The 24,701-nt window shown below is 56.3% G+C and carries 24 protein-coding genes; 13 read left to right on the top strand and 11 right to left on the bottom strand.

Annotated elements, in window-relative coordinates:
* Window positions 1-42: 42 nt before the first annotated feature.
* Both pstB and phoU read left to right on the top strand, forming a co-directional pair.
* Window positions 43-816, top strand: coding sequence for a phosphate ABC transporter ATP-binding protein PstB (gene pstB / locus SK54_RS01975; protein WP_003861154.1), 774 nt, complete (start codon window positions 43-45; stop codon window positions 814-816).
* 26 nt (window positions 817-842) lie between these two features.
* Window positions 843-1,568, top strand: coding sequence for a phosphate signaling complex protein PhoU (gene phoU, locus SK54_RS01970; protein WP_003861153.1), 726 nt, complete (start codon window positions 843-845; stop codon window positions 1,566-1,568).
* Window positions 1,569-1,612: 44 nt separating this feature from the next.
* Here phoU and yieH read toward each other — a convergent pair whose 3' ends face one another.
* On the bottom strand, window positions 1,613-2,278 hold the full coding sequence (yieH, locus tag SK54_RS01965; RefSeq protein WP_017383705.1) for a 6-phosphogluconate phosphatase: 666 nt from the start codon (window positions 2,276-2,278) through the stop codon (window positions 1,613-1,615).
* Between the two features lie 165 nt (window positions 2,279-2,443).
* Between yieH and adeP the strand changes: the two genes are divergently transcribed.
* Window positions 2,444-3,781 (top strand): adenine permease AdeP, encoded by a 1,338-nt coding sequence (gene adeP, locus SK54_RS01960; protein WP_017383704.1) that lies wholly within the window; start codon window positions 2,444-2,446, stop codon window positions 3,779-3,781.
* An 88-nt stretch (window positions 3,782-3,869) separates the two neighbouring features.
* Here adeP and SK54_RS01955 read toward each other — a convergent pair whose 3' ends face one another.
* The 9 genes from SK54_RS01955 to rpmH form a co-directional block, all read right to left on the bottom strand.
* On the bottom strand, window positions 3,870-4,436 hold the full coding sequence (locus tag SK54_RS01955) for an NADPH-dependent FMN reductase (protein ID WP_045333543.1): 567 nt from the start codon (window positions 4,434-4,436) through the stop codon (window positions 3,870-3,872).
* Between the two features lie 36 nt (window positions 4,437-4,472).
* On the bottom strand, window positions 4,473-5,219 hold the full coding sequence (locus SK54_RS01950) for a 4'-phosphopantetheinyl transferase family protein (RefSeq protein WP_017694032.1): 747 nt from the start codon (window positions 5,217-5,219) through the stop codon (window positions 4,473-4,475).
* Between the two features lie 122 nt (window positions 5,220-5,341).
* Complete coding sequence (gene yidZ, locus SK54_RS01945) at window positions 5,342-6,313, bottom strand: HTH-type transcriptional regulator YidZ (RefSeq protein WP_048246633.1); 972 nt, start codon at window positions 6,311-6,313, stop codon at window positions 5,342-5,344.
* Complete coding sequence (locus tag SK54_RS01940; RefSeq protein ID WP_015570137.1) at window positions 6,282-7,457, bottom strand: MFS transporter; 1,176 nt, start codon at window positions 7,455-7,457, stop codon at window positions 6,282-6,284. The genes yidZ and SK54_RS01940 overlap by 32 nt, the downstream gene beginning before the upstream one ends.
* Window positions 7,458-7,568: 111 nt before the next feature.
* Window positions 7,569-8,933, bottom strand: a complete 1,365-nt coding sequence (gene mnmE, locus SK54_RS01935; protein ID WP_015570136.1) for a tRNA uridine-5-carboxymethylaminomethyl(34) synthesis GTPase MnmE — start codon at window positions 8,931-8,933, stop codon at window positions 7,569-7,571.
* 72 nt (window positions 8,934-9,005) lie between these two features.
* Entirely contained in the window at window positions 9,006-10,649 is a 1,644-nt protein-coding gene (gene yidC, locus SK54_RS01930) for a membrane protein insertase YidC (protein WP_003861138.1), read from the bottom strand.
* Between the two features lie 2 nt (window positions 10,650-10,651).
* Entirely contained in the window at window positions 10,652-10,909 is a 258-nt protein-coding gene (gene yidD, locus SK54_RS21630) for a membrane protein insertion efficiency factor YidD (protein WP_001307474.1), read from the bottom strand.
* Window positions 10,873-11,232, bottom strand: a complete 360-nt coding sequence (gene rnpA, locus SK54_RS01925; protein ID WP_006808764.1) for a ribonuclease P protein component — start codon at window positions 11,230-11,232, stop codon at window positions 10,873-10,875. The genes yidD and rnpA overlap by 37 nt, the downstream gene beginning before the upstream one ends.
* A gap of 16 nt (window positions 11,233-11,248) precedes the next feature.
* Window positions 11,249-11,389, bottom strand: a complete 141-nt coding sequence (rpmH, locus tag SK54_RS01920) for a 50S ribosomal protein L34 (RefSeq protein WP_000831330.1) — start codon at window positions 11,387-11,389, stop codon at window positions 11,249-11,251.
* A 638-nt stretch (window positions 11,390-12,027) separates the two neighbouring features.
* On the opposite strand from rpmH, the gene dnaA reads away from it, so the two are divergent.
* Genes dnaA through gyrB form a run of 4 tightly spaced genes read left to right on the top strand, consistent with a single transcriptional unit; the run spans window position 12,028 to window position 18,040 of the window.
* Window positions 12,028-13,422 carry a chromosomal replication initiator protein DnaA gene (gene dnaA, locus SK54_RS01915; protein ID WP_003861124.1) on the top strand — a complete coding sequence of 465 codons (1,395 nt, stop codon included), beginning with the start codon at window positions 12,028-12,030 and terminating at the stop codon, window positions 13,420-13,422.
* A 4-nt stretch (window positions 13,423-13,426) separates the two neighbouring features.
* A complete protein-coding gene (gene dnaN, locus SK54_RS01910) occupies window positions 13,427-14,527 on the top strand; it encodes a DNA polymerase III subunit beta (protein ID WP_015570134.1) in 1,101 nt (366 codons plus the stop codon).
* On the top strand, window positions 14,527-15,600 hold the full coding sequence (recF, locus tag SK54_RS01905; RefSeq protein WP_000060091.1) for a DNA replication/repair protein RecF: 1,074 nt from the start codon (window positions 14,527-14,529) through the stop codon (window positions 15,598-15,600). Before dnaN ends, recF begins: the two co-directional genes overlap by 1 nt.
* Window positions 15,601-15,628: 28 nt before the next feature.
* Window positions 15,629-18,040: a DNA topoisomerase (ATP-hydrolyzing) subunit B gene (gene gyrB, locus SK54_RS01900; RefSeq protein WP_006808766.1), complete on the top strand. Its 2,412-nt coding sequence runs from the start codon at window positions 15,629-15,631 to the stop codon at window positions 18,038-18,040.
* Between the two features lie 33 nt (window positions 18,041-18,073).
* Here gyrB and SK54_RS01895 read toward each other — a convergent pair whose 3' ends face one another.
* Window positions 18,074-19,009, bottom strand: coding sequence for a LysR family transcriptional regulator (locus SK54_RS01895; protein WP_017694028.1), 936 nt, complete (start codon window positions 19,007-19,009; stop codon window positions 18,074-18,076).
* Between the two features lie 113 nt (window positions 19,010-19,122).
* Between SK54_RS01895 and SK54_RS01890 the strand changes: the two genes are divergently transcribed.
* From SK54_RS01890 to dgoD, 6 genes are all read left to right on the top strand, one after another.
* Window positions 19,123-20,148 carry a zinc-dependent alcohol dehydrogenase family protein gene (locus SK54_RS01890; RefSeq protein WP_017694027.1) on the top strand — a complete coding sequence of 342 codons (1,026 nt, stop codon included), beginning with the start codon at window positions 19,123-19,125 and terminating at the stop codon, window positions 20,146-20,148.
* Window positions 20,149-20,261: 113 nt separating this feature from the next.
* Window positions 20,262-21,074: a sugar-phosphatase gene (gene yidA / locus SK54_RS01885; RefSeq protein ID WP_017694026.1), complete on the top strand. Its 813-nt coding sequence runs from the start codon at window positions 20,262-20,264 to the stop codon at window positions 21,072-21,074.
* A 226-nt stretch (window positions 21,075-21,300) separates the two neighbouring features.
* Window positions 21,301-21,990, top strand: a complete 690-nt coding sequence (gene dgoR, locus SK54_RS01880; protein ID WP_003861109.1) for a D-galactonate utilization transcriptional regulator DgoR — start codon at window positions 21,301-21,303, stop codon at window positions 21,988-21,990.
* Window positions 21,987-22,865 carry a 2-dehydro-3-deoxygalactonokinase gene (locus SK54_RS01875; RefSeq protein ID WP_003861107.1) on the top strand — a complete coding sequence of 293 codons (879 nt, stop codon included), beginning with the start codon at window positions 21,987-21,989 and terminating at the stop codon, window positions 22,863-22,865. Before dgoR ends, SK54_RS01875 begins: the two co-directional genes overlap by 4 nt.
* Window positions 22,849-23,466 carry a 2-dehydro-3-deoxy-6-phosphogalactonate aldolase gene (locus SK54_RS01870; RefSeq protein ID WP_023295663.1) on the top strand — a complete coding sequence of 206 codons (618 nt, stop codon included), beginning with the start codon at window positions 22,849-22,851 and terminating at the stop codon, window positions 23,464-23,466. The genes SK54_RS01875 and SK54_RS01870 overlap by 17 nt, the downstream gene beginning before the upstream one ends.
* Window positions 23,463-24,611, top strand: a complete 1,149-nt coding sequence (gene dgoD / locus SK54_RS01865) for a galactonate dehydratase (RefSeq protein WP_017694024.1) — start codon at window positions 23,463-23,465, stop codon at window positions 24,609-24,611. Before SK54_RS01870 ends, dgoD begins: the two co-directional genes overlap by 4 nt.
* Window positions 24,612-24,701: the final 90 nt, after the last annotated feature.

Here is a 24,701-nt window from a genome sequence, read left to right as displayed (position 1 = left end):
TACGGCGCGGCAGCTCGCGGCGCCGAATGAGGAAATGAGTCAATGAGTATGGTTGATACTGCCCCGGGTAAGATTCAGGTTCGTGATTTGAACTTCTACTACGGCAAATTCCATGCCCTGAAGAATATCAACCTGGATATCGCAAAGAACCAGGTAACGGCATTTATCGGTCCGTCCGGCTGTGGCAAATCCACGCTGCTGCGCACCTTTAACAAAATGTATTCGCTCTATCCGGAGCAGCGCGCAGAAGGTGAAATTCTGCTGGACGGTGACAACATCCTGACCAATACCCAGGATATCGCCCTGCTGCGTGCGAAAGTGGGGATGGTATTCCAGAAACCCACGCCGTTCCCGATGTCGATCTATGACAACATCGCCTTTGGTGTGCGTCTGTTTGAGAAGCTCTCCCGTGCGGATATGGACGAGCGCGTGCAGTGGGCATTGACCAAGGCCGCATTATGGAACGAAACCAAAGATAAACTTCACCAGAGTGGGTACTCTCTCTCCGGTGGTCAGCAGCAGCGTCTGTGCATTGCGCGCGGTATCGCCATTCGCCCGGAAGTCTTGCTGCTGGATGAGCCGTGCTCAGCCCTGGACCCGATCTCAACCGGGCGTATCGAAGAGCTGATCACCGAGCTGAAGCAGGATTACACCGTGGTGATCGTGACCCACAACATGCAGCAGGCTGCACGTTGTTCTGACCACACGGCGTTTATGTATCTGGGCGAGTTGATTGAGTTCAGCGATACGGACGCGCTGTTCACTCGTCCGGCGAAGAAACAAACCGAAGATTATATTACTGGCCGCTACGGTTGATTTGCCTTAGTGCATGTGGAGAAACCATGGACAACCTCAATCTTAATAAACACATTTCCGGCCAGTTTAACGCAGAGCTGGAAAGCATTCGCACCCAGGTGATGACCATGGGCGGCATGGTCGAGCAGCAGCTTTCTGATGCGATCACGGCGATGCACAACCAGGACAGCGAGCTGGCGAAGCGCGTTATTGAAGGCGACCACAACGTCAATATGATGGAAGTCGCCATCGACGAAGCCTGCGTGCGCATCATTGCGAAGCGTCAGCCGACGGCGAGCGACCTGCGTCTGGTGATGGCGATCATCAAAACCATCGCCGAGCTGGAGCGTATCGGTGACGTGGCGGATAAAATCTGCCGTACCGCGCTGGAGAAATTCTCCCAGCAGCACCAGCCGCTGCTGGTGAGCCTGGAGTCTCTCGGGCGCCACACCGTGCAGATGCTGCACGACGTGCTGGACGCTTTCGCGCGCATGGATCTGGACGAAGCGGTCCGTATCTACCGTGAAGACAAGAAAGTTGACCAGGAATACGAAGGCATTGTGCGTCAGCTGATGACCTACATGATGGAAGATTCTCGTACCATTCCAAGCGTACTGACCGCGCTGTTCTGCGCGCGCTCCATCGAGCGTATCGGTGACCGTTGCCAGAACATTTGCGAATACATTTTCTATTTCGTGAAGGGGCAGGATTTCCGACACGTGGGCGGCGACGAGCTGGACAAGCTGCTGGCGGGTAAAGATCCGAAAGAGTGATATGTGTGGCGGGTGGCGCTAACGCTTACCCGCCCTACGTTAATTCAACGCGTAATATCCCACCCGCGCGCCTTCCACAACGCTGGCAGTTGCGCCAGATCGGTAAAGGTTGTCACTTTTGGATGGTCGATCGGCTTGTTGTGCGGATCGGCGCAGAAGTAAAACACCTCCATCCCCGCATCAATCCCTGACTGCGCGCCGGCAGATGAGTCATCCACCAGAATGCAGTTCTCCACGTTGACGTTCATCGCCTTCGCCGCGTGGAACATCAGCGCCGGATCGGGCTTCCAGCGCTGGATATCGTAGCCGCTGAACAGTTTTTCCGGGAAGTGGTGCAACATCTCCAGCTTGCCGAGCGAGTGCTGCATTTTGCTGACCGGGCCGTTAGAGACCACGCAGATCGGCACCGTCATCGCATCCAGCAGCGCGTTAGCGCCGGCGATAACTTCCAGCTCGGCGTCGAAGAGGCGTGCGACCTCGGCGCGGTACACCGGTTCCAGATCCGCTTTCACCAGATCCACCCCGTGCTCTTCGTTAATGATGTCGATGATCTCGTACAGCTTCACGCCCTTAAAGCGTTTAAACACCTCTTCGAGATCGAGCGTAATACCAAATTCCTGGAACATGGCGACATACGCGCGGGAACAAATGACCTCACTGTCGACCAGCGTACCGTCACAGTCGAAAAATACCGCTTCAATTCCGGACATGCCTTTCCCTTTTAACAAGTTTAACGTTTTCGTACGGCAGTTCACCGGGACGCAATCGTTGCCGTATAAGCAAAATCAATGAAAAAAGTATCCCGTAACCGCCACTATTGTCGCATTTTGGTATAGGATAGCGACGAATTTTCCCTCCTTGTTCGGAAATTGATGATGAGTCAACAACACACTACCCAGACGTCTGGTCAGGGGCTGCTTGAGCGCGTGTTCAAACTGCGCGAGCACGGCACAACGGCACGCACCGAAGTGATCGCCGGTTTTACTACCTTCCTGACGATGGTCTATATCGTTTTCGTTAACCCGCAAATTCTGGGCGTGGCTGGCATGGACACCAGCGCCGTCTTTGTAACCACCTGTCTGATCGCGGCCCTTGGCAGCATCCTGATGGGCGTTTTCGCTAATCTGCCCGTGGCGCTGGCCCCGGCAATGGGTCTGAATGCGTTCTTTGCGTTCGTGGTGGTTCAGGCAATGGGCCTGCCGTGGCAGGTTGGGATGGGCGCCATTTTCTGGGGCGCGGTCGGCCTGCTGCTGCTGACCATCTTCCGCGTGCGCTACTGGATGATTGCGAACATTCCCGTGAGCCTGCGCGTGGGCATCACCAGCGGTATCGGTCTGTTCATCGGCATGATGGGGCTGAAAAACGCTGGCGTTATCGTGGCGAACCCGGAAACGCTGGTGAGCATTGGTAACCTGACCTCTCACAGCGTGCTGCTGGGCGTGCTGGGCTTCTTTATCATCGCGATCCTGGCATCGCGCAACATCCATGCTGCGGTGCTGGTCTCTATCATTGTGACCACGCTGCTGGGCTGGATGCTGGGTGACGTGCATTACAACGGTATCGTCTCTGCGCCACCGAGCGTCTCTACCGTGATTGGCCACGTTGATCTGGCGGGCTCGCTGAACCTGGGACTGGCCGGGGTGATTTTCTCCTTCATGCTGGTCAACCTGTTTGACTCCTCCGGTACGCTGATTGGCGTGACCGACAAAGCGGGTCTGGCAGATGAAAAAGGCAAATTCCCGCGCATGAAGCAGGCGCTGTATGTGGATAGCATCTCTTCCGTTGCTGGCTCTTTCATCGGTACCTCGTCTGTTACCGCTTACATTGAATCCTCTTCCGGTGTGTCCGTGGGTGGTCGTACCGGCCTGACGGCGGTAGTTGTGGGTCTGCTGTTCCTGCTGGTGATCTTCCTCTCTCCGCTGGCGGGGATGGTGCCACCATACGCGGCAGCCGGCGCGCTGATCTACGTCGGCGTGCTGATGACCTCAAGCCTGGCGCGCGTGAAGTGGGAAGATCTGACGGAAGCCGTTCCGGCATTTATTACCGCGGTGATGATGCCGTTCAGCTTCTCGATCACCGAAGGTATCGCGCTGGGCTTTATCTCTTACTGCGTGATGAAGATCGGTACCGGCCGCTTCCGCGAACTTAGCCCGTGCGTGATTATTGTGGCGCTGCTGTTTGTGCTGAAGATTGTGTTTATTGATGCACACTAAGATGCTGGTGGTGTCAGGTGGCGCTTCGCTTACCTGACCTACTGACGAGTGTAGGCCCGGTAAGCGCTAGCGCCACCGGGCTTTTTTATCAGGCCTTCACCCGCTTAATATAATCCCCAAACGCGGTCAGCTGGCCAGAGAGATGGTCACGCGTACTCTGATCCACCACTTCACCCGTCTGCGGGTCGACCTTGTTCTGAATCACGCCGCCCATAAATTCCGGCTTGTTCATCACCATCGCATCCAGGAACACCAGGATCTGACGCAGGTGATACTGGCAGCGCGCGCCGCCGATGGCGCCCATTGAGCTGGTCTGGATCAGCACAGGTTTACCAGACAGCGGCTGCTCCGGTAAACGGGACAGCCAGTCAATGGCGTTCTTCAGACCACCCGGCACCGAGTAGTTATACTCAGGCGTCACAATCACCACGCCGTCAGCCTGACGGATTTGCTCGGCTATCGCTTCCACACTCTGCGGGAACCCTTCTTCCTGCTGAACGTCAGCATCATAAAGCGGGATGTCGCCAATGGACGGCAGGGTACTGATCTCCATTCCCGCAGGCGCCAGCTGCGGCAGCGTACGGGCAACCATCCCGTTAAAAGAACCTTTGCGCAGGCTTCCCAGTAACGTAACAACTTTCAACGTATCAGACATGATTACTCCTGTTTCATCATGATGATCCTGGACGGATCAGCTATGGGTGTATGCTTTTTCTGCCGGTAAACTGGTTAATCGCATCAGGCGCGCGGCGGGCTCGTTGGCGCGCTCAGGTACATCCGGAAGACTACGCCAACCGCGAGTGCTGTCAAACTCCCAGATTTTCAGCCGTTCGATGGCGGGGGTCACCGCAACGGACCAGATCAGTACGTCCTCAGCGTCGCAGAGTGCCTCTACCAGCGAGGCTTTTGTCGCGCGCAGGCGTCCGGAGCCGGGGAGCAGCTGCAACAGGCTGGCGTCGTCTGACGCCGCGCCGCTCAGTTTGCGGATGCTCTGGCGAAGGGTGATGAGCTGCGCTCTGGCTTCAACGGGGTCGTTCTGGTTACGTATCCACAGCTTTTCATTGCTGGAGAGCGGGTATTCATCGAGCGCGTTAGCACCATGGAAGCTGCGCGTGACGCGTTGTAGCTCCATATCCAGGCCGCAATCACCTTCCGTCGTCAGCGCGACGCCAACAATGTTGCCGGTGTACGCAATGGAAAAATGGGGGAGTGCCGGGTCCGCAAAAACCGGGCGACCTTCTGGCTGGGTGAGTATGTCCGGTAATTCGCTGGTGCCGTAGAGCATAAAAAGCAGTTCTGCGAGGAGCGCTCGGGAAGCTAAAAACCGCGTCCTGCGGTGTTCAGGTAGTTTGAGCGCCTCACTGTGACAGGCTGAAGAAAGTCTGGCCGATACGAGATGCCCTTCCGTTAATGTTCCTCGTGCAAAGTGCGTAGCCATTTTTCGCTCCTTGATAATGGTCGTAGTCGGTTAAACGGTTACATGATTATCGCTTAACTCAGCTTCTGTTTTAATCAGTAAATGGAAATAAGAGAAGCCTGAGCACCGAACTTTACATTATCTTAGGCAAAAACCTGACCTGGTGCGGTATACAGCGCTTTGATCGTCTCGCGCAGCCAGAGGATTTTCGGATTATGGCTGTTCCGTTTATGCCAGATCAGCGTGAAGGGGACGGTGAGCTTTTCTGCCTGCGCCTCATCGATGGGAATGGGCAGACAGACCAGATTACGCTGGTGGAGTTGATTGTAGTGATGACAGTAGTGCGGCGCAGTGGCAATGTAGTTGTGATCCGGCTGGGCCGCCATAAACATCGACTGTTCAAAACCGGGCAAACTCATGGCGATGTTACGCTCCCGACCCATCTCTCTTAGCACCTCGTCGAGCGCCCAGGTGTCGCTGCGTTCCCAGAAGATGCTGATATGCGGGTAGCGCAGAAACGTCTCCAGATCCCATGCTTCCTGGAGCGCGGGATGATCCTCGCGCAAATACACGCACGGACGGTCACTGAACAGGATTTCGTAGTCGATAAACCACGGCATCAGCTTTAGCAGTTCGCGCGAGCGAGGGTGCGTTTCACGCCCGGTGAAGCCTAGATCCACTTCTCCGCGCGTAATGGCGTCCAGCGAATCGTAATCCCATTGGCGCAGCTTCACCGTCGCCTGTGGGTAGCGTTCATTCACCTGCTCCAGCAGGGCATTAAAGCGGATCAGCATCAGCGGTGTTTCGGCGGCGAGCACAAACTTAAGCCCGCCAGGAGAGCTATGGTGGAATTTATCGAGGATCTGGTTGCCAATCTGCATCCAGTCGGCCAAATCCTGTTCCAGACTCACCGTCAGCGGTGTGGGCAATAGCCCTAAAGGCGTTTTCACAAACAGCGGATCGTCGAACCAGTCGCGCAGCTTCGCCAGCGATTTACTCACCGCGGACGGCGTCACGTTCATCCGCTTCGCGGCTTTGGTGACGCTGCGCTCCTGCAACAAAAGTTGCAGGCAAAGTAAAAGATTAAGATCGAGACTGCTGATGGGCTTCTTCATAGTGCGCCGCGGGCTGGATGACCATAAGTAAGGTAATGCAGAGTATGCTACAGCCAATCAGAACCCCGATCAGCATATTCAGCGCGTTAAGGCCGATCACCGCCGCCAGCCAAATCCACAGTGACGAACCGCAGACCTGCGCAATGCCCAGCACCGAGCTTGCCACGCCTGCCCGCAATGAAAACGGGCCAAGTGCCTGACTCATTGCCACACCAAAGCCGACGGAGAATCCGGCGCAGATCAGAGTAATGCCCACCAGCATTACAGCGTGTGAGGTGGCGGTCGCCAGGATCACGCCTGCGGCGAGGAACAGCGTCTGTGAGGTGAGCATCAGCGTGCGCTGGCGGAAGATGTTGAGCGCAAAGGGCGTGGAGAATGAAACCGCCATGCTCACCATCGCGGTTAGCGCCATCACCGTCGAATACTCACCGCGATCGAAGCCCATCGTCTCCATCAGCAACACCGGGGAAACGTTTACATAGGTGAGGATCACCGCCACGCTAAGCGTGGTGATTGTCAGCCGACTCAGGAAAAAGCGATTCATCAGCTTTTCAGCCGGATGGAGGGTTGCGGTGTGATATGGCTGTTGCGAACCGGGATGGGTCTCTTTCAGCACCGTCACGGACAGGATAAAGACGATGGCGCCCATTGCGGCCATGGTCCAGAAAAGACTCTGCCACGGAAATTTAAGCATAATCAGGTAGCCTACAACCGGTGCCAGCACCGGGATGATGCAGGTAATGCCGTTCAGCATCGACAGCACTTTAGCGCGGCGCTGGGCGCTTAAGGTATCGCGAAGAATAGCAAACGCCACCACGTAACAGCCACCCGCGCCAATGCCCTGGATAAAACGGCCTGACAGGAACATTGTGCTTTCCTGAGCTACTGAAGACAGTACTGATGCCAGCGCAAAGATAACTGCACCCGTAATGGCGACGGGCTGACGGCCTGCTTTATCCGCGATTTTCCCGGCAAACACCATCGACGACGCCATTCCCGCGAGGTAGGCCGAAAACGCGATGTGCAGCTGCGCCTCGCTGGCGCCCAGATCGCGGGCAATATGCGGTAGCCCCACCAGATACATATCAATGCCGGACGGATACAGCAGAACCAGCGCAAAACTACAGAACAGAAAACGAGCCATAAATCCCCCATAGATGCAGGCAAGCAGGATAGGGGGCGTGGAGGGATTAAGCGAGTTGCCATTTGGACAATGGTGATTTCCCAGGAGGAAATCACCCTGTATTAACGGGAATTACTTACCAATACAGAAGCTCGAGAAAATCCGACCCAGCAGATCGTCCGACGTAAACTCCCCGGTGATCTCACTCAGGTTCTGCTGCGCCAGACGCAGCTCTTCCGCCAGCAGTTCACCGGCCCACGCGCCGATCAGCTGGGCTTTACCCTGCTCAAGGTGGCGAGCCGCCTCTTCCAGCGCCTGCAAGTGACGACGACGTGCCAGGAAGCCGCCCTCCATACTGGTGTCGAAGCCCATGCTCTGTTTGAGATGGCTACGCAGGGCTTCCACGCCTTCACCGGTACGGGCCGACAGGCGAATAAGTGAGTGACCATTCACATCGCTGATGCCCAGCGTTTCGCCGGTAACGTCGGCCTTGTTGCGCACCACGGTGATCGGCAGTTTAGCCGGGAGACGGGCGATAAAGTCTGGCCAGATTTCAGCCGGGTCAACGGCGTCGGTTGTGGTGCCGTCCACCATAAACAGCACGCGGTCGGCCTGCTCGATCTCCTGCCAGGCGCGTTCGATACCGATACGCTCGACTTCATCGCTCGCATCGCGCAGGCCAGCGGTGTCGATGATGTGCAGCGGCATGCCGTCGATATGGATATGCTCGCGCAGGACATCGCGGGTGGTGCCGGCTATGTCGGTCACGATCGCCGCTTCACGGCCCGCCAGGGCGTTCAGCAGGCTCGATTTTCCGGCATTGGGGCGACCAGCAATCACCACCTTCATTCCTTCACGCAGCAGGCTGCCCTGGCGCGCTTCGGCGCGAACGGCATCGAGATCGTTCATCACCTGGTTGAGCTGAGCTTCAATTTTACCGTCTGAGAGGAAGTCGATCTCCTCGTCCGGGAAGTCGATAGCCGCTTCGACATAGATTCGCAGGTGAGTAAGTGCTTCCACAAGGTGATTCACGCGTGCGGAAAATGCCCCCTGCAACGAGTTCAGCGCGGAGCGGGCTGCCTGTTCGGAACTGGCGTCGATCAGGTCGGCAATCGCCTCGGCCTGCGCCAGGTCGAGCTTATCGTTGAGGAAAGCACGCTCGGAGAACTCACCCGGCTTTGCAATGCGCAGGCCAGGCAGGGTCAGAATACGTTTTAACAGCAGGTCGAGGATCACCGGGCCGCCGTGACCCTGAAGCTCCAGCACGTCTTCGCCGGTGAAGGAGTTTGGGCCGGGGAACCACAGCGCGATGCCCTGGTCCAGCGGTGTGCCGTCGGCATCCTTAAACGGCAGATAATCAGCGTAGCGCGGCTTTGGCAGTTTACCCAGCACCGCTTCGGCCACCTCACGCGCCTTCAGGCCGGAGATGCGCAGAATGCCTACACCACCGCGTCCCGGTGGGGTTGCCTGGGCGACGATAGTGTCGTTATGGCTCATGGTTGCTCTCGTTCAATACAAATAAAAAAGGCGGTCAATCGACCGCCCTTATTTTAGCGTTAAGTTACCGAATCAGGACTTTTTCTTTTCGCGGCTATGCAGGCCACGTTTTTCCAGACCACGGTAAATCAGCTGCTGCTGGATGATGGTCACCAGGTTGCTGACGATATAGTACAGCACCAGACCTGACGGGAACCACAGGAAGAACACGGTGAAGATGACCGGCATAAAGGTCATGATCTTCTGCTGCATCGGGTCGGTCACGGTGGTCGGAGACATCTTCTGAATGAAGAACATCGTCACGCCCATCAGGATCGGCAGGATGTAGTACGGGTCCTGTGCGGACAGGTCATGGATCCACAGAGCGAACGGCGCGTGGCGCAGCTCAACGGAACCCATCAGCATGTAGTACAGCGCAAGGAAGATTGGCATCTGAATCAGCAGCGGGAAGCAACCACCCAGTGGGTTCACTTTCTCTGCTTTATACAGGGCCATCATCTCCTGGCTCTGACGCTGTTTGTCATCGCCCAGACGCTCACGCATAGCCTGAATCTTCGGCTGTAGCATACGCATCTTCGCCATGGAGGTGTACTGCGCTTTAGTCAGCGGGTACATGATGCCACGAACGATAAAGGTGATAACGATGATGGAGAAGCCCCAGTTACCCAGGAAGCTGTGGATGAACTTCAGCAGCTTAAACAGCGGCTGAGAGATGAACCACAACCAACCGTAATCGACGGTCAGATCCAGGTGCGGCGCAACGGCAGCCATTTTGTCCTGGATTTCCGGGCCGACCCACAGGGTGCTTGCCAGTTTACCGGTTTGACCCGGCTGCACCAGAACCGGCTGAGATTTGTAGCCGATGGCTGCAATACCGTTGCCGAGGTTCGCGGTGTAGAAGTTGTTCGTACCGTCGTTATTCGGTACCCACGCCGTCGCGAAATACTGTTGCAGCATTGCGACCCAACCGCCTTTAGAGCTGACGTTCAGGTTTTCGTTATCGGCAATGGTGTCGAATTTGTATTTCTCGTACTTGGTATCTGGCGTGGAGTAAGCCGCGCCACGGAAGGTATGCAGCGCAAAGTTGCTGCTTCCGGTGTCACGGTGAGACGGCAGATTGATGGACTGCTTCAACTGACCAAAGGTAGAGATTTCCAGTGGTTTCGCACCGGCGTTCTGTACGCTGTAGCCCACGTTCACCGCATACTCACCGCGTTTCAGGGTGAAGGTTTTGGTGAAGGTGTTGCCTGCCGCGTCGGTGTAGGTCATCGGGATAACCAGTTCGTTCTGACCATCAGCCAGCACAAACGTGTCATTCTCGACGTTATACAGTGGACGCGCACCGTTAGCCGGGTTATCCGGGCCATCACGACCGGTCAGGCCGCTCTGCGCCTGGTAGATAAATTCAGGCGTGGTTTCCAGTAACTGGAACGGTTCGGTAGACTTCAGCTCTTTCGGGTAGGTCAACAGCAGCGCCTGCTCAACATCACCACCACGGGTGTTGATAGTCAGCTCAAGCACATCGGTCTTAACCGTAATCTGTTTCCCCTGGCCACTGGCCGGTACGCCCTGGTCGGCGGCGCTACCCGCTGCGGTGGTCGTGGTCTGCGTGGTCTGCTGCTGGGGTTGAGGATTTTTATCCTGCTCCCATGCCTGCCAGATCATGAAAGACACGAACAACAAAGCGATGATAAGAAGATTGCGTTGCGAATCCATCGTTAGTGTTCTCTGGTATCAAAAGGTCCTGGAGGGACGGGGTCGTCTCCACCTGGGTGTAAAGGGTGGCATTTTAATACGCGTTTCACCGTCAACCAACTGCCTTTTATCACTCCAAACCTGCGCAATGCCTCAATTCCGTAGCTTGAGCATGTTGGCGTGAAACGGCAGTGTGGCCCGAGTAGCGGACTAATCAGGCGTTGATAGACCCGAATGAGGGCTATCAGGACCCGCGAGCCAGGCGACAGTGGCGGCGCCATAATTTTTCCAACGCTTCCGAGAGAGCACGGTTATCGAGGTCGGCAACCCCTTTTTTAGCCACCACCACGAAATCCATTGAAGGCAGTTCGTGCTGACGTAAACGGAAGCTTTCACGCGTCAGACGTTTAATCCGGTTGCGTTCATGCGCACGCTTAACGTTTTTCTTGGCGACTGTGAGACCGATGCGGGGATGCCCCAGCGAATTTTGGCGGCCGAGGATGGTGATTTGCGGCGTGCCAGCCCGTAATGGCTGCTGGAAGACGAAAGTGAAATGAGTGGGAGTTAACAAACGTAACTCCCTGGGAAATGCGAGCTTAACCACTCAGGGGTTAGCTTTATTACTTGGAAACGGTCAGACGAGCGCGGCCTTTAGCACGACGACGTGCCAGAACCTGACGACCATTTTTAGTAGCCATACGAGCACGGAAGCCGTGAGAACGGTTGCGCTTCAGTACAGACGGTTGAAAAGTGCGTTTCATGGCGATTTCTACCTAAACTTGAAAAAATTCATGACTTTTGCGGATGCCCGACCGAGTTTCGAATGACGGACGCCGAAGCCGTGGGTGATTAAAGAGGCCGGATTGTAATAATTGTACACTCCGGAGTCAATTCTCTTTCCTTAAATCCCTGTGTATTTCCGCACGTTTTCGCGTGGAAAATGAGCAGCGGACGACGCAGGAAGATGAGCATCACGCGCCGGGTCGAGGATTATACGGGCTCAACGATAAAGCGCAAGGATCGTCCCGGATCTTCGTTAGATCATTTAAGCCAAAAATTGTCTGTGCTCATTAAATTTTCCAATATGCGGCCTAAATCGCGAGGCACTCGCGTCAGGATCGTTTACACTTACCCGATTCCGGATCTTCCTGTGGATAAATCGGGAAGAATCTGTGAGAAACAGAAGATCTCTGGCTCAGTTTAGGCTATGATCCGCGGTCCCGATCGGGATCCAGCGATCCTGGTCGGGCATAAACACAACATCGTTCAGGTTGTATCAACGATAGCGTGTATAACCGCAGATAGCGGTTCGCACATCACCCTGATGGGGTCATGTCGATGTGCGCCAACAATCATGAATATTCAATAGTTTTCTTTTATTGTTCGAGTGGAGTCCGCCGTGTCACTTTCGCTTTGGCAGCAGTGTCTTGCCCGATTGCAGGATGAGTTACCAGCCACAGAATTCAGTATGTGGATCCGCCCGTTGCAGGCGGAACTGAGCGATAACACGCTGGCTTTGTATGCGCCAAACCGTTTCGTGCTCGATTGGGTAAGGGATAAATACCTTAATAACATCAATGGACTGCTGAACGATTTCTGCGGGTCAGATGCCCCACAGCTGCGTTTTGAAGTGGGCACAAAGCCGGTCACCCAAACCGTTCGTGAAGTTGTCAATGTGGCAGCCCCTGCACAGGCGGCGCCCGCGCCAGCGCCTCGCGTTGCACCGGCTCGTCAGGGCTGGGATAACGTTCCGGCCCCCGCTGAGCCTACCTACCGCTCTAACGTTAACGTGAAACACACGTTCGATAACTTCGTTGAAGGTAAGTCGAACCAGCTGGCGCGCGCGGCGGCTCGCCAGGTAGCCGATAACCCCGGTGGCGCTTACAACCCGCTGTTTCTGTATGGCGGCACGGGTCTCGGTAAAACGCACCTGCTGCATGCGGTGGGTAACGGCATTATGGCGCGTAAGCCCAATGCGAAAGTGGTGTATATGCACTCCGAACGCTTCGTTCAGGACATGGTAAAAGCCCTGCAAAACAATGCGATCGAAGAGTTTAAACGCTACTACCGTTCCGTTGATGCGCTGCTGATCGATGACATTCAGTTCTTTGCCAATAAAGAACGATCGCAGGAAGAGTTTTTCCATACCTTTAACGCCCTGCTGGAAGGCAATCAGCAGATCATTCTGACCTCGGATCGTTATCCAAAAGAGATCAACGGCGTTGAAGATCGTCTCAAATCCCGCTTCGGCTGGGGCCTGACCGTGGCTATCGAGCCGCCGGAGCTGGAAACCCGCGTCGCGATCCTGATGAAAAAAGCCGACGAGAACGACATTCGCCTGCCGGGTGAAGTGGCGTTCTTCATTGCCAAGCGCCTGCGTTCCAACGTGCGTGAGCTGGAAGGGGCGCTGAACCGCGTTATCGCCAACGCCAACTTCACCGGTCGGGCGATCACCATCGATTTTGTGCGTGAAGCGCTGCGCGATTTATTGGCTTTGCAGGAAAAACTGGTCACTATCGACAATATTCAGAAGACGGTGGCTGAGTACTACAAGATCAAAGTGGCAGATTTACTGTCTAAACGTCGTTCCCGCTCGGTGGCGCGTCCGCGTCAGATGGCGATGGCGCTGGCAAAAGAGCTAACCAACCACAGCCTGCCGGAAATCGGTGATGCGTTTGGTGGCCGTGACCATACGACCGTGCTGCACGCTTGTCGCAAGATCGAGCAGTTACGCGAAGAAAGCCACGACATAAAAGAAGATTTTTCCAATTTAATCAGAACATTATCATCGTGACGCTATGAAATTTACCGTTGAACGTGAACATTTATTAAAACCGCTGCAACAGGTGAGTGGCCCATTAGGCGGCCGCCCTACGCTGCCTATTCTTGGAAACCTGCTGCTTCAGGTCGCGGACGGTACGCTGTCGCTGACCGGCACAGATCTGGAAATGGAAATGATCGCGCGCGTTACGCTGACTCAGCCGCACGACGCGGGCGCGACCACGGTTCCGGCACGTAAATTCTTTGATATTTGCCGTGGGCTGCCGGAAGGCGCTGAAATCGCAGTGCAGCTGGAGGGCGACCGCATGCTGGTGCGCTCTGGCCGCAGCCGTTTCTCCCTCTCCACGTTGCCCGCTGCGGACTTCCCGAACCTGGATGACTGGCAGAGCGAAGTTGAATTTACCCTGCCGCAGGCGACGATGAAGCGTCTGATTGAAGCCACGCAGTTCTCCATGGCGCATCAGGACGTTCGTTACTACTTAAACGGCATGCTGTTCGAAACCGAAGGTGAAGAGCTGCGTACCGTGGCGACCGACGGTCACCGTCTGGCGGTTTGTTCCATGCCGATTGGCGATTCACTGCCAAACCATTCGGTGATCGTACCGCGTAAAGGCGTAATTGAACTGATGCGTATGCTCGACGGCGGTGAAACGCCGCTGCGCGTGCAGATCGGCAGCAACAATATTCGTGCCCACGTGGGCGATTTTGTCTTCACATCGAAGCTGGTAGACGGTCGTTTCCCGGATTATCGCCGCGTATTGCCGAAGAACCCGGATAAAACGCTGGAGGCGGGTTGCGACATCCTCAAGCAGGCGTTCGCGCGTGCCGCTATTCTCTCCAACGAGAAATTCCGCGGCGTACGTCTGTACGTGAGTGAAAACCAGATCAAAATCACCGCCAACAACCCGGAGCAGGAAGAGGCAGAAGAGATTCTGGACGTCACCTACGCCGGGGCTGAGATGGAAATCGGCTTCAACGTCAGCTATGTGCTGGATGTGCTGAATGCACTGAAATGCGAGAACGTTCGCATCCTGCTGACTGACTCCGTTTCGAGCGTACAGATTGAAGATGCCGCATCACAGTCGGCTGCTTATGTTGTCATGCCAATGAGACTGTAATGTCGCTCACCCGTCTGTTGATCCGCGACTTTCGCAATATCGAAAGCGCGGATCTCGCTTTATCCCCTGGCTTTAACTTCCTGGTTGGCGCGAACGGCAGCGGCAAAACCAGCGTGCTGGAAGCCATCTATACGCTCGGCCACGGCCGGGCGTTTCGCAGTTTGCAGATTGGTCGCGTGATTCGCCACGAGCAGGAATCTTTTGTTCTGCACGGGCGTTTGCAGGGCGCAGAGCGGGAAACCGCCATCGGCCTGACCAAAGACAAGCAGGGCGACAGCAAGGTGCGCATCGACGGCACCGATGGCCACAAGGTGGCGGAGCTGGCGCTGCTGATGCCGATGCAGCTGATTACGCCCGAGGGGTTTACTTTACTCAACGGCGGCCCCAAATACAGAAGAGCGTTCCTCGACTGGGGATGCTTTCACAATGAAGCCGGTTTCTTTAACGCCTGGAGCAACCTGAAGCGTCTGCTTAAACAGCGTAACGCCGCATTGCGCCAGGTCACGCGCTACGCTCAGCTGCGTCCGTGGGACATGGAACTCATCCCTCTTGCGGAACAAATCAGCCGCTGGCGTGCCGAATACAGCGCAGGTATCGCCGAAGACATGGCCGACACCTGCAAACAGTTTTTACCCGAGTTCTCTCTCACCTTCTCTTTTCAGCGTGGCTGGGAAAAAGAGACGGATTATGCCGAGGTGTTAGAGAGAAGCTTCGAGCGCGATCGCATGTTGACCTACACCGCGCACGGCCCGCACAAGGCGGATTTCCGCATTCGTGCCGACGGTGCGCCGGTGGAAGACACGCTGTCGCGCGGGCAGCTGAAGCTCCTGATGTGCGCGCTGCGCCTGGCGCAGGGGGAGTTCCTCACTCGAGAGAGCGGGCGACGCTGCCTGTACCTGATAGATGATTTTGCCTCGGAACTTGACGACGCGCGGCGCGGGCTGCTTGCCAGCCGCTTAAAAGCCACGCAGTCGCAGGTTTTCGTCAGCGCCATTAGCGCTGAACACGTTATAGACATGTCGGACGAAAATTCGAAGATGTTTACCGTGGAAAAGGGTAAAATAACGGATTAACCCAAGTTGAAATGAGCGAGAAACGTTGATGTCGAATTCTTATGACTCCTCCAGTATCAAAGTCCTGAAAGGGCTGGATGCGGTGCGTAAGCGCCCGGGTATGTATATCGGCGACACGGATGACGGCACCGGTCTGCACCACATGGTATTCGAGGTGGTAGATAACGCTATCGACGAAGCGCTCGCGGGTCACTGTAAAGACATCGTGGTCACGATCCATGCGGACAACTCCGTGTCCGTTACCGATGACGGTCGTGGTATCCCAACCGGTATTCACCCGGAAGAGGGCGTATCTGCTGCGGAAGTCATCATGACCGTTCTGCACGCAGGCGGTAAGTTCGATGATAACTCCTATAAAGTTTCCGGCGGTCTGCACGGCGTAGGCGTCTCCGTGGTTAACGCCCTGTCGCAGAAGCTGGAGCTGGTTATCCAGCGCGAAGGCAAAATTCACCGTCAGATCTATCAGCACGGCGTGCCTGACGCTCCGCTGGCCGTCACGGGTGATACTGATAAAACCGGTACCATGGTGCGTTTCTGGCCGAGCCTCGAAACCTTCACCAACGTCACCGAATTCGAGTACGACATTCTGGCGAAACGCCTGCGTGAACTGTCGTTCCTGAACTCCGGCGTGTCGATTCGTCTGCGCGACAAACGCGACAACAAAGAAGACCACTTCCATTACGAAGGTGGTATCAAGGCGTTCGTTGAGTATCTGAACAAGAACAAAACGCCAATTCACCCGAATATCTTCTACTTCTCTACTGAAAAAGACGGTATCGGCGTGGAAGTGGCCTTGCAGTGGAACGACGGTTTCCAGGAAAACATCTACTGCTTCACCAACAACATTCCACAACGCGATGGCGGTACGCACCTGGCGGGCTTCCGCGCGGCGATGACCCGAACCCTGAACGCCTACATGGACAAAGAAGGCTACAGCAAAAAAGCGAAAGTCAGCGCCACCGGTGACGATGCACGTGAAGGCCTGATTGCCGTGGTCTCCGTGAAGGTGCCGGATCCGAAGTTCTCCTCACAGACCAAAGACAAGCTGGTCTCTTCTGAGGTGAAATCGGCGGTTGAACAGCAGATGAACGAACTGCTGAGCGAATACCTGCTGGAAAACCCGTCCGACGCGAAAATCGTGGTGGGTAAAATTATCGATGCGGCGCGTGCCCGTGAAGCGGCGCGTAAAGCGCGTGAAATGACCCGTCGTAAAGGCGCGCTGGACCTGGCAGGCCTGCCGGGCAAACTGGCTGACTGTCAGGAACGCGACCCGGCGCTGTCTGAACTGTACCTTGTGGAAGGGGACTCCGCGGGCGGTTCTGCGAAGCAGGGCCGTAACCGCAAGAACCAGGCGATTCTGCCGCTGAAGGGTAAAATCCTTAACGTTGAGAAAGCGCGCTTCGACAAGATGCTCTCTTCTCAGGAAGTGGCGACGCTCATCACCGCGCTCGGCTGCGGCATTGGTCGCGACGAGTACAACCCGGACAAACTGCGCTATCACAGCATCATCATCATGACCGATGCGGACGTCGACGGCTCGCACATTCGTACGCTGCTGTTGACCTTCTTCTATCGTCAGATGCCGGAAATCGTTGAGCGCGGCCACGTCTACATTGCCCAGCCGCCGCTGTACAAAGTGAAGAAAGGCAAGCAGGAACAGTACATTAAAGATGACGACGCGATGGATCAGTACCAAATCGCGATCGCCCTTGATGGTGCGACCCTGCACGCAAATTCCAGCGCGCCAGCGCTGGCCGGTGAGCCGCTGGAGCGTCTGGTCTCCGAGTTCAACGCCACGCAGAAAATGATTGGCCGTATGGAGCGTCGCTATCCGAAAGCGCTGCTGAAAGAGCTGATTTACCAGCCGACCCTGACCGAAGCCGATCTGAGCAACGAGCAGACCGTCACCCGCTGGGTGAACACCCTGGTGAGCGAGCTGAACGAGAAAGAGCAGCATGGCAGCCAGTGGAAGTTCGACGTCCAGCAGAACGCTGAGCAGCAGTTCGAGCCGATCGTCCGCGTGCGTACCCACGGCGTCGATACCGACTACCCGCTGGAGCACGAATTTGTGACCGGTCCGGAATACCGCCGTATCTGCACCCTCGGCGAGAAGCTGCGCGGTCTGATCGAAGACGATGCGTTTATCGAACGTGGCGAACGTCGTCAGCCGGTAGCCAGCTTCGAACAGGCGCTGGAGTGGCTGGTAAAAGAGTCCCGTCGTGGTCTCTCTATTCAGCGTTATAAAGGCCTGGGCGAAATGAACCCGGATCAGCTGTGGGAAACCACCATGGATCCGGAAAGCCGTCGCATGTTGCGCGTCACCGTTAAAGACGCAATCGCAGCGGATCAGCTGTTCACGACCCTGATGGGCGATGCGGTTGAACCACGTCGCGCCTTCATCGAAGAGAACGCCCTGAAGGCGGCGAATATCGATATTTAATCGTCGCTTTACGACAGCATAACTGGCCGCGCTTCAGCGCGGCTTTTTTATGGACGCAGGAAACTCCAGCGACATCACTGCCGGTAAACGTTTGACCAGCATATCTATGGCAATTCTTACCCTTAGCGGCAGGTGTGGCGTCTGCTGCCAGACGGCATGAACGTCGAAGCGTACATCCGGGGCCTGCTTTAAGAGCGGGACAAGATCTCCCTGCTGAATTTCTTTAATGACCATCCAGCAGGGTAACCATGCAAGGCCGTGGCCGGCCAGCGCCGCGTCGCAGATCGCCTGCAAATCATCCATATTGAGCGATGAGCGGGGAATAAACGTGCGCGACGTGCCATCGTAATCCATCAGCTGCCAGGGTAGGACTCTGCCCGCACGCGTGTAGTTAATGGCCGTATGCTGGCGTAAATCATCAACGGTTTGCGGCTGGCCATTCTTAAGCAGATAATCCGGCGCGGCGCACAGCACCATCCGGTGCTCCCCCAGCCTTCTGGCGACCAGCACGCTGCTGTCAGCCAGAGCGCCATTGCGCACCGCCATATCAAACCCTTCTTCCACGAGATCCACGACGCGGTCGCTGAAGGACATTTCAAGCTCAAGCCCGGGATGCTCCTGCGCCAGCTCTATTAGCAGCGGGGCGATACACTGGCGACCAAACAGCACCGGCACGGCAACACGCAGCCGACCGCTGACCTGATGTTTTCCGGTTTCAAGCTGCGATTCAGCGCCACGGATCTCCTCCAGCGCGCGCAGGCAGCGTTCATAAAAAAGCGCGCCGTTATCGGTCAGCCTCTGACTGCGGGTGGTCCGATGAAACAGACGAACCCCCAGCCTCTCTTCAAGACGAGCAATACTTTTTCCTACCGCCGAGCGCGACAAATGCAGACGGACGGCGGCCTGGGCAAAACTTCCTGCCTCAACGGAGGCAACGAAAACGGGAATATCTTTCAGCGTATCGGTCATGGACGGATTGTGTCAATTTGGTCATCAATGAAGGGAAAACTTATCGCCACTGGCGACGCTGAGTCAACGGTAGACTGTCAGAACTGAAAATCATCTGATGACAGGAGAAAAAAATGACTGAAACAATGCAACGCTGGTCAATGGATGCCCTTGGTCGTGAAAGCCTCAGGCTCGTTCAGGAGCCTGTTCCACAGCCAGGCCCGGGGGAGGTTCGCGTAAGGGTTAATGCCGTTGCGCTCAACTACCGGGATAAAATGGTGATTGAAGGCACGATGCCGATTCCGCTTTCCTTCCCGTTTACCCCAGCATCTGACATGGCAGGCGTGGTGGACAGCATCGGCGAAGGCGTTACGCGTTTCAAGCCCGGCGCACGCGTCATCTCAACCTTCTTCCCGGAATGGATCGACGGCAAGCCGCAGGCAGACGCGCGCGATTTGCCCTATAAAACGTCCGGTGGATACTTCCAGGGCATGCTGGCCGAATATGTGATTGTGAGTGAAAACGCGCTGGTGGCGTCCCCGGAAAGCCTGGATGACGCTGAGGCCAGCACGCTTCCTTGCGCGGGGCTTACCGCATGGTTCGCGCTGGTGGAGCGCGGTCATTTACGCGCCGGGCAATCGGTGCTGGTACAAGGGACGGGCGGTGTGGCGCTATTCGCTTTGCAGATAGCAAAAGCGCACGGCGCAGAAGTTATTGTTACGTCGGGGAGTGATGAAAAACTGGCGCGGGCCAAAAAGCTGGGGGCCAGCCAGGGCATCAACCGACTGAAAGGCGACTGGGCTGAAAATACGCTGGCACTGACGCAGGATCGCGGCATCGACCATATTATCGAAACGGTGGGTGGGGAGAACCTGAGACATTCCCTGCGCGCCGTTGCCGTTCATGGGCGGATATCGGTCATTGGCGTGCTGGCCGGGACAGAAATTTCTCTGCCTGCAAGCGAGCTGTTGCTGAAATCTCCCGTCATTCAGGGGATTGGGGTTGGACACCGCCGGGCGCTGGAAGATTTTGTCCGTGCTGTTGATGTCACGGAGTTAAAACCGGTGATTGAGCATCGCTACCGCTTTGACGAGCTGGAACAGGCGCTTGAACATCTGGATCGCGGTGCGTTTGGCAAAATCGTTCTCACCCGCGAGTGAGTTCCCGTTCCCGGGATAAACGTAAAAGGGGCTTTTTGTTGCGCAAGGTAGCTCTATTTTTGTGTGCTTAATCGCGTTAGCATGAGGTAGCACTCATTTATCCCGGGGACCCCATGGCCATCAAACTCATTGCAATCGATATGGACGGCACGCTGCTGCTGCCGGACCACACTATCTCTCCTGCCGTTAAAAATGCGATCGCCGCCGCACGCGAAAAAGGCGTGAACGTGGTGCTCACCACCGGACGCCCGTATGCCGGGGTGCACAGTTACCTGAAAGAGCTGCACATGAACCAGCCTGGCGATTACTGCATCACCTATAACGGCGCGCTGGTGCAAAAGGCAGCCGATGGCAGCACGGTGGCGCAAACTGCACTGAGCTATGATGACTACCTTTTCCTGGAAAAACTCTCCCGCGACGTGGGCTCTCACTTCCACGCGCTCGATCGCAATACGCTTTACACCGCCAACCGCGATATCAGCTACTACACGGTGCACGAGTCCTACGTTGCAACCATTCCACTGGTGTTCTGCGAAGCGGAAAACATGGACCCGGCAACCCAGTTCCTGAAAGTAATGATGATCGACGAACCCGCGATCCTCGACAAAGCCATTTCACGCATTCCGGCTGAGGTAAAAGAGAAATACACCGTGCTGAAAAGTGCGCCGTACTTCCTCGAAATCCTTGATAAACGCGTCAATAAAGGCACGGGCGTCAAATCGCTTGCCGATGCGCTGGGCATCAAGCCTGAGGAGATCATGGCGCTGGGCGACCAGGAAAACGATATTGCGATGATCGAATATGCGGGCATGGGCGTGGCGATGGATAACGCCATCCCGTCGGTAAAAGAAGTGGCGAACTTCGTGACCAAATCTAACCTGGAAGACGGCGTTGCCTGGGCGATCGAGAAATTCGTTCTGTCGTAACAAGTGCTTTGAAAGATTAGCCCCGGTTATTAACCGGGGCTTTTTTTGGCCCTGAATTTATCAAATTGTTCTTTTTGTGATCTGGATTGTAGTACAACATTAACTGATTGTACTACATTGTCACCACGGCAAAGACGAAAGGCCTCACGTTTGTACTGCAAAAGTGAGGCGAAATTCAGCGGTCGCGGTAAAGTAGTGATGGACTTACAGAGCACAAGGACTCTCCATGACACTCAATAAAACCGATCGCATTGTCATCACGCTGGGCACTCAGATTGTGGGTGGCAAATACGTTCCCGGTTCGCCGCTGCCAGCAGAGGCGGAACTGTGCGAGGAGTTTGAAACCTCGCGCAACATCATTCGGGAAGTGTTCCGCTCGCTGATGGCGAAGCGGCTGATTGAAATGAAGCGCTATCGCGGCGCGTTTGTGGCGCCGCGTAACCAGTGGAACTACCTCGATACCGATGTTCTGCAATGGGTGCTGGAAAACGACTACGACCCACGGCTCATCGGCGCGATGAGCGAAGTCCGAAATCTGGTGGAACCGGCCATCGCCCGCTGGGCGGCAGAGCGCGCAACGTCAGGTGACCTGGCACAGATTGAGTCGGCTTTAAACGACATGATCGCCAATAACCAGAATCGGGAGGCGTTCAACGAAGCGGACATTCGTTACCACGAAGCGGTATTGCAGTCGGTGCATAACCCGGTTTTACAGCAGCTTAGCGTGGCGATCAGCTCGCTACAGCGAGCAGTATTTGAACGTACCTGGATGGGCGATGAGGCCAACATGCCGAAAACGCTTCAGGAACATAAAGCGCTGTTCGATGCGATACGGCATCAGGACGGTGATGCGGCAGAGCAGGCGGCGCTGACCATGATCGCCAGCTCGACACGAAGGTTGAAGGAAATCACATGACATCACGCTACATCGCAATTGACTGGGGATCGACCAATCTGCGCGCCTGGCTCTACCAGGGTGAGCAGTGCCTGGAAAGCAGGCAATCAGAAGCAGGTGTGACGCGCCTGAACGGTAAATCCCCCGCAGCGGTGTTAGCAGAAGTGACACAAAACTGGCGCGACGGTACTACGCCAGTGGTGATGGCCGGAATGGTCGGCAGTAACGTGGGGTGGAAGGTCGCGCCTTACCTGTCAGTTCCGGTGCATTTCACCGCCGTTGGCGAGCAGTTAACGTCCGTTGGCGACAATGTCTGGATTATTCCCGGTTTATGCGTCTCTCGCGACGATAACCATAATGTGATGCGCGGCGAAGAGACGCAGCTGCTCGGGGCGCGCACCCTTTCTCCTTCTTCTGTCTACGTCATGCCCGGGACGCACTGCAAATGGGTCCAGGCGGATGCTGAGCAAATTCATGATTTCCGCACCGTGATGACCGGCGAACTGCACCACTTGCTGCTTAAGCATTCGCTGGTGGGGGCCGGTTTGCCGGAGCAGACCCCTTCGCCGGAAGCGTTTGCCGCCGGGCTTGAGCGCGGGATCGCATCCCCTGCCGTTTTGCCGCAACTTTTTGAGGTTCGCGCCTCGCACGTGCTGGGAAATCTTCCGCGCGAACAGGTCAGCGAATTTCTGTCCGGCCTGCTGATTGGCGCAGAAGTCGCCACTCTGAGCGACGCGTTCGCCGGGCAGCAGGCCATCACGCTCGTCGCGGGTTCATCGCTGACGTCTCGTTACCGCCAGGCGTTCCACGCTATCGGACGGGATGTTGCTGCGGTGGAAGGCGACACGGCATTTCAGGCAGGCATAAGGAGCATCGCTCATGCAGTGGCAAACTGAACTTCCCCTGATCGCGATTTTGCGCGGTATCACGCCCGGTGAGGCCTTAGCGCACGTTGGCGCGGTGATCGACGCCGGGTTCGACGCGGTGGAAATCCCGCTCAACTCCCCGGAGTGGGAAAAAAGCATTCCGGCAATTGTGAAGGCGTTTGGTGATAAGGCGCTGATTGGCGCAGGCACCGTGCTGCAACCGGAGCAGGTGGATGAACTGGCGAAAATGGGCTGCAAGCTTATCGTCACACCGAATATCAACCCCGAGGTGATCCGCCGGGCGGTGGATTACGGCATGACCGTCTGCCCGGGTTGCGCCACGGCCACAGAAGCCTTTGCCGCCCTCGATGCGGGCGCACAGTCTCTCAAAATTTTCCCGTCGTCGGCCTTTGGTCCGGATTACATCAAAGCGCTGAAAGCGGTCTTACCCGCCAGCGTGCCGGTCTTTGCCGTGGGCGGCGTCACGCCGGAAAACCTGGGCCAGTGGATGAGCGCGGGCTGTGTGGGCGCGGGGCTGGGCAGCGATCTCTATCGTGCCGGTCAGCCCGTTGAGCGTACCGCACAGCAGGCGGCAGCATTTGTGAAAGCGTATCGAGAGGCAGTGCAATGAAAATAACCAAACTCACCACGTACCGTTTACCCCCGCGTTGGATGTTCCTGAAAATCGAAACCGACGAAGGCGTGGTTGGCTGGGGCGAGCCGGTGATTGAAGGCCGTGCGCGCACCGTTGAAGCCGCGGTGCACGAGCTGGGCGAATACCTGATTGGCCAGGATCCGGCGCGCATCAACGACCTGTGGCAGGTGATGTACCGCGCGGGATTTTACCGTGGCGGTCCGATCCTGATGAGCGCCATCGCCGGTATTGATCAGGCGCTGTGGGATATCAAAGGCAAAGTGCTGAATGCCCCGGTCTGGCAATTAATGGGCGGCCTGGTGCGCGACAAAATCAAAGCCTACAGCTGGGTGGGCGGTGACCGCCCTGCGGAAGTGATCGACGGTATCCGGCAACTGCGCAACATCGGTTTTGACACCTTCAAACTCAACGGCTGCGAAGAAATGGGCGTTATCGACAACTCGCGCGCGGTAGACCGGGCGGTGAATACCGTGGCGCAAATCCGTGAAGCCTTCGGCAACGAGATTGAGTTTGGTCTGGATTTCCACGGCCGCGTCAGCGCGCCAATGGCCAAAGTGCTGATTAAAGAGCTGGAGCCGTATCGCCCGCTGTTTATCGAAGAGCCGGTGCTGGCCGAGCAGGCGGAATACTATCCGAAACTGGCTGAACAGACGCACATTCCCATCGCGGCTGGGGAACGCATGTTCTCGCGCTTCGAGTTTAAACGCGTGCTGGAGGCGGGCGGCATTGCGATCCTGCAACCGGACCTCTCCCACGCGGGCGGCATCACCGAATGCTACAAAATTGCCGGAATGGCAGAAGCCTACGATGTGGCGCTGGCGCCGCACTGTCCGCTTGGGCCGATTGCGCTGGCGGCCTGCCTGCACGTCGACTTCGTCTCCCGCAATGCGGTGTTCCAGGAACAAAGCATGGGCATTCACTATAACAAGGGCGCGGAGCTGCTCGACTTTGTGAAAAACAAAGAAGACTTCAGCATGGAAGGTGGTTTCTTTAAACCGTTAACGAAGCCGGGCCTTGGCGTGGAGATCGACGAAGCCAAAGTCATTGAGCTGAGTAAAAGTGCGCCGGACTGGCGTAACCCACTGTGGCGTCTTGAAGACGGTTCCGTAGCCGAGTGGTAAATCGCCGGATGGCGCTACGCTTATCCGGCCTACTCTCTCGTAGGCCCGGCAAGCGAAGCGCCACCGGGCAAAAAAAACGTACATAGAAAA

The organism is Enterobacter sp. MGH120, from assembly GCF_001037725.1.
GTDB classification, from domain to species: Bacteria; Pseudomonadota; Gammaproteobacteria; order Enterobacterales; family Enterobacteriaceae; genus Enterobacter; species Enterobacter hormaechei_C.
Note: the sequence above shows the minus strand (reverse complement) of the source record. Positions and strands in the feature narration are given on the sequence as shown.

Coding starts and splice junctions, on each gene's coding strand:
- pstB (WP_003861154.1), top strand. CDS start 43: ATGAGTATGGTTGATACTGCCCCGGGTAAGATTCAGGTTCGTGATTTG.
- phoU (WP_003861153.1), top strand. CDS start 843: ATGGACAACCTCAATCTTAATAAACACATTTCCGGCCAGTTTAACGCA.
- yieH (WP_017383705.1), bottom strand. CDS start 2,278: ATGTCCGGAATTGAAGCGGTATTTTTCGACTGTGACGGTACGCTGGTC.
- adeP (WP_017383704.1), top strand. CDS start 2,444: ATGAGTCAACAACACACTACCCAGACGTCTGGTCAGGGGCTGCTTGAG.
- SK54_RS01955 (WP_045333543.1), bottom strand. CDS start 4,436: ATGTCTGATACGTTGAAAGTTGTTACGTTACTGGGAAGCCTGCGCAAA.
- SK54_RS01950 (WP_017694032.1), bottom strand. CDS start 5,219: ATGGCTACGCACTTTGCACGAGGAACATTAACGGAAGGGCATCTCGTA.
- yidZ (WP_048246633.1), bottom strand. CDS start 6,313: ATGAAGAAGCCCATCAGCAGTCTCGATCTTAATCTTTTACTTTGCCTG.
- SK54_RS01940 (WP_015570137.1), bottom strand. CDS start 7,457: ATGGCTCGTTTTCTGTTCTGTAGTTTTGCGCTGGTTCTGCTGTATCCG.
- mnmE (WP_015570136.1), bottom strand. CDS start 8,933: ATGAGCCATAACGACACTATCGTCGCCCAGGCAACCCCACCGGGACGC.
- yidC (WP_003861138.1), bottom strand. CDS start 10,649: ATGGATTCGCAACGCAATCTTCTTATCATCGCTTTGTTGTTCGTGTCT.
- yidD (WP_001307474.1), bottom strand. CDS start 10,909: ATGGCGCCGCCACTGTCGCCTGGCTCGCGGGTCCTGATAGCCCTCATT.
- rpmH (WP_000831330.1), bottom strand. CDS start 11,389: ATGAAACGCACTTTTCAACCGTCTGTACTGAAGCGCAACCGTTCTCAC.
- dnaN (WP_015570134.1), top strand. CDS start 13,427: ATGAAATTTACCGTTGAACGTGAACATTTATTAAAACCGCTGCAACAG.
- recF (WP_000060091.1), top strand. CDS start 14,527: ATGTCGCTCACCCGTCTGTTGATCCGCGACTTTCGCAATATCGAAAGC.
- gyrB (WP_006808766.1), top strand. CDS start 15,629: ATGTCGAATTCTTATGACTCCTCCAGTATCAAAGTCCTGAAAGGGCTG.
- SK54_RS01895 (WP_017694028.1), bottom strand. CDS start 19,009: ATGACCGATACGCTGAAAGATATTCCCGTTTTCGTTGCCTCCGTTGAG.
- SK54_RS01890 (WP_017694027.1), top strand. CDS start 19,123: ATGACTGAAACAATGCAACGCTGGTCAATGGATGCCCTTGGTCGTGAA.
- yidA (WP_017694026.1), top strand. CDS start 20,262: ATGGCCATCAAACTCATTGCAATCGATATGGACGGCACGCTGCTGCTG.
- dgoR (WP_003861109.1), top strand. CDS start 21,301: ATGACACTCAATAAAACCGATCGCATTGTCATCACGCTGGGCACTCAG.
- SK54_RS01875 (WP_003861107.1), top strand. CDS start 21,987: ATGACATCACGCTACATCGCAATTGACTGGGGATCGACCAATCTGCGC.
- SK54_RS01870 (WP_023295663.1), top strand. CDS start 22,849: ATGCAGTGGCAAACTGAACTTCCCCTGATCGCGATTTTGCGCGGTATC.
- dgoD (WP_017694024.1), top strand. CDS start 23,463: ATGAAAATAACCAAACTCACCACGTACCGTTTACCCCCGCGTTGGATG.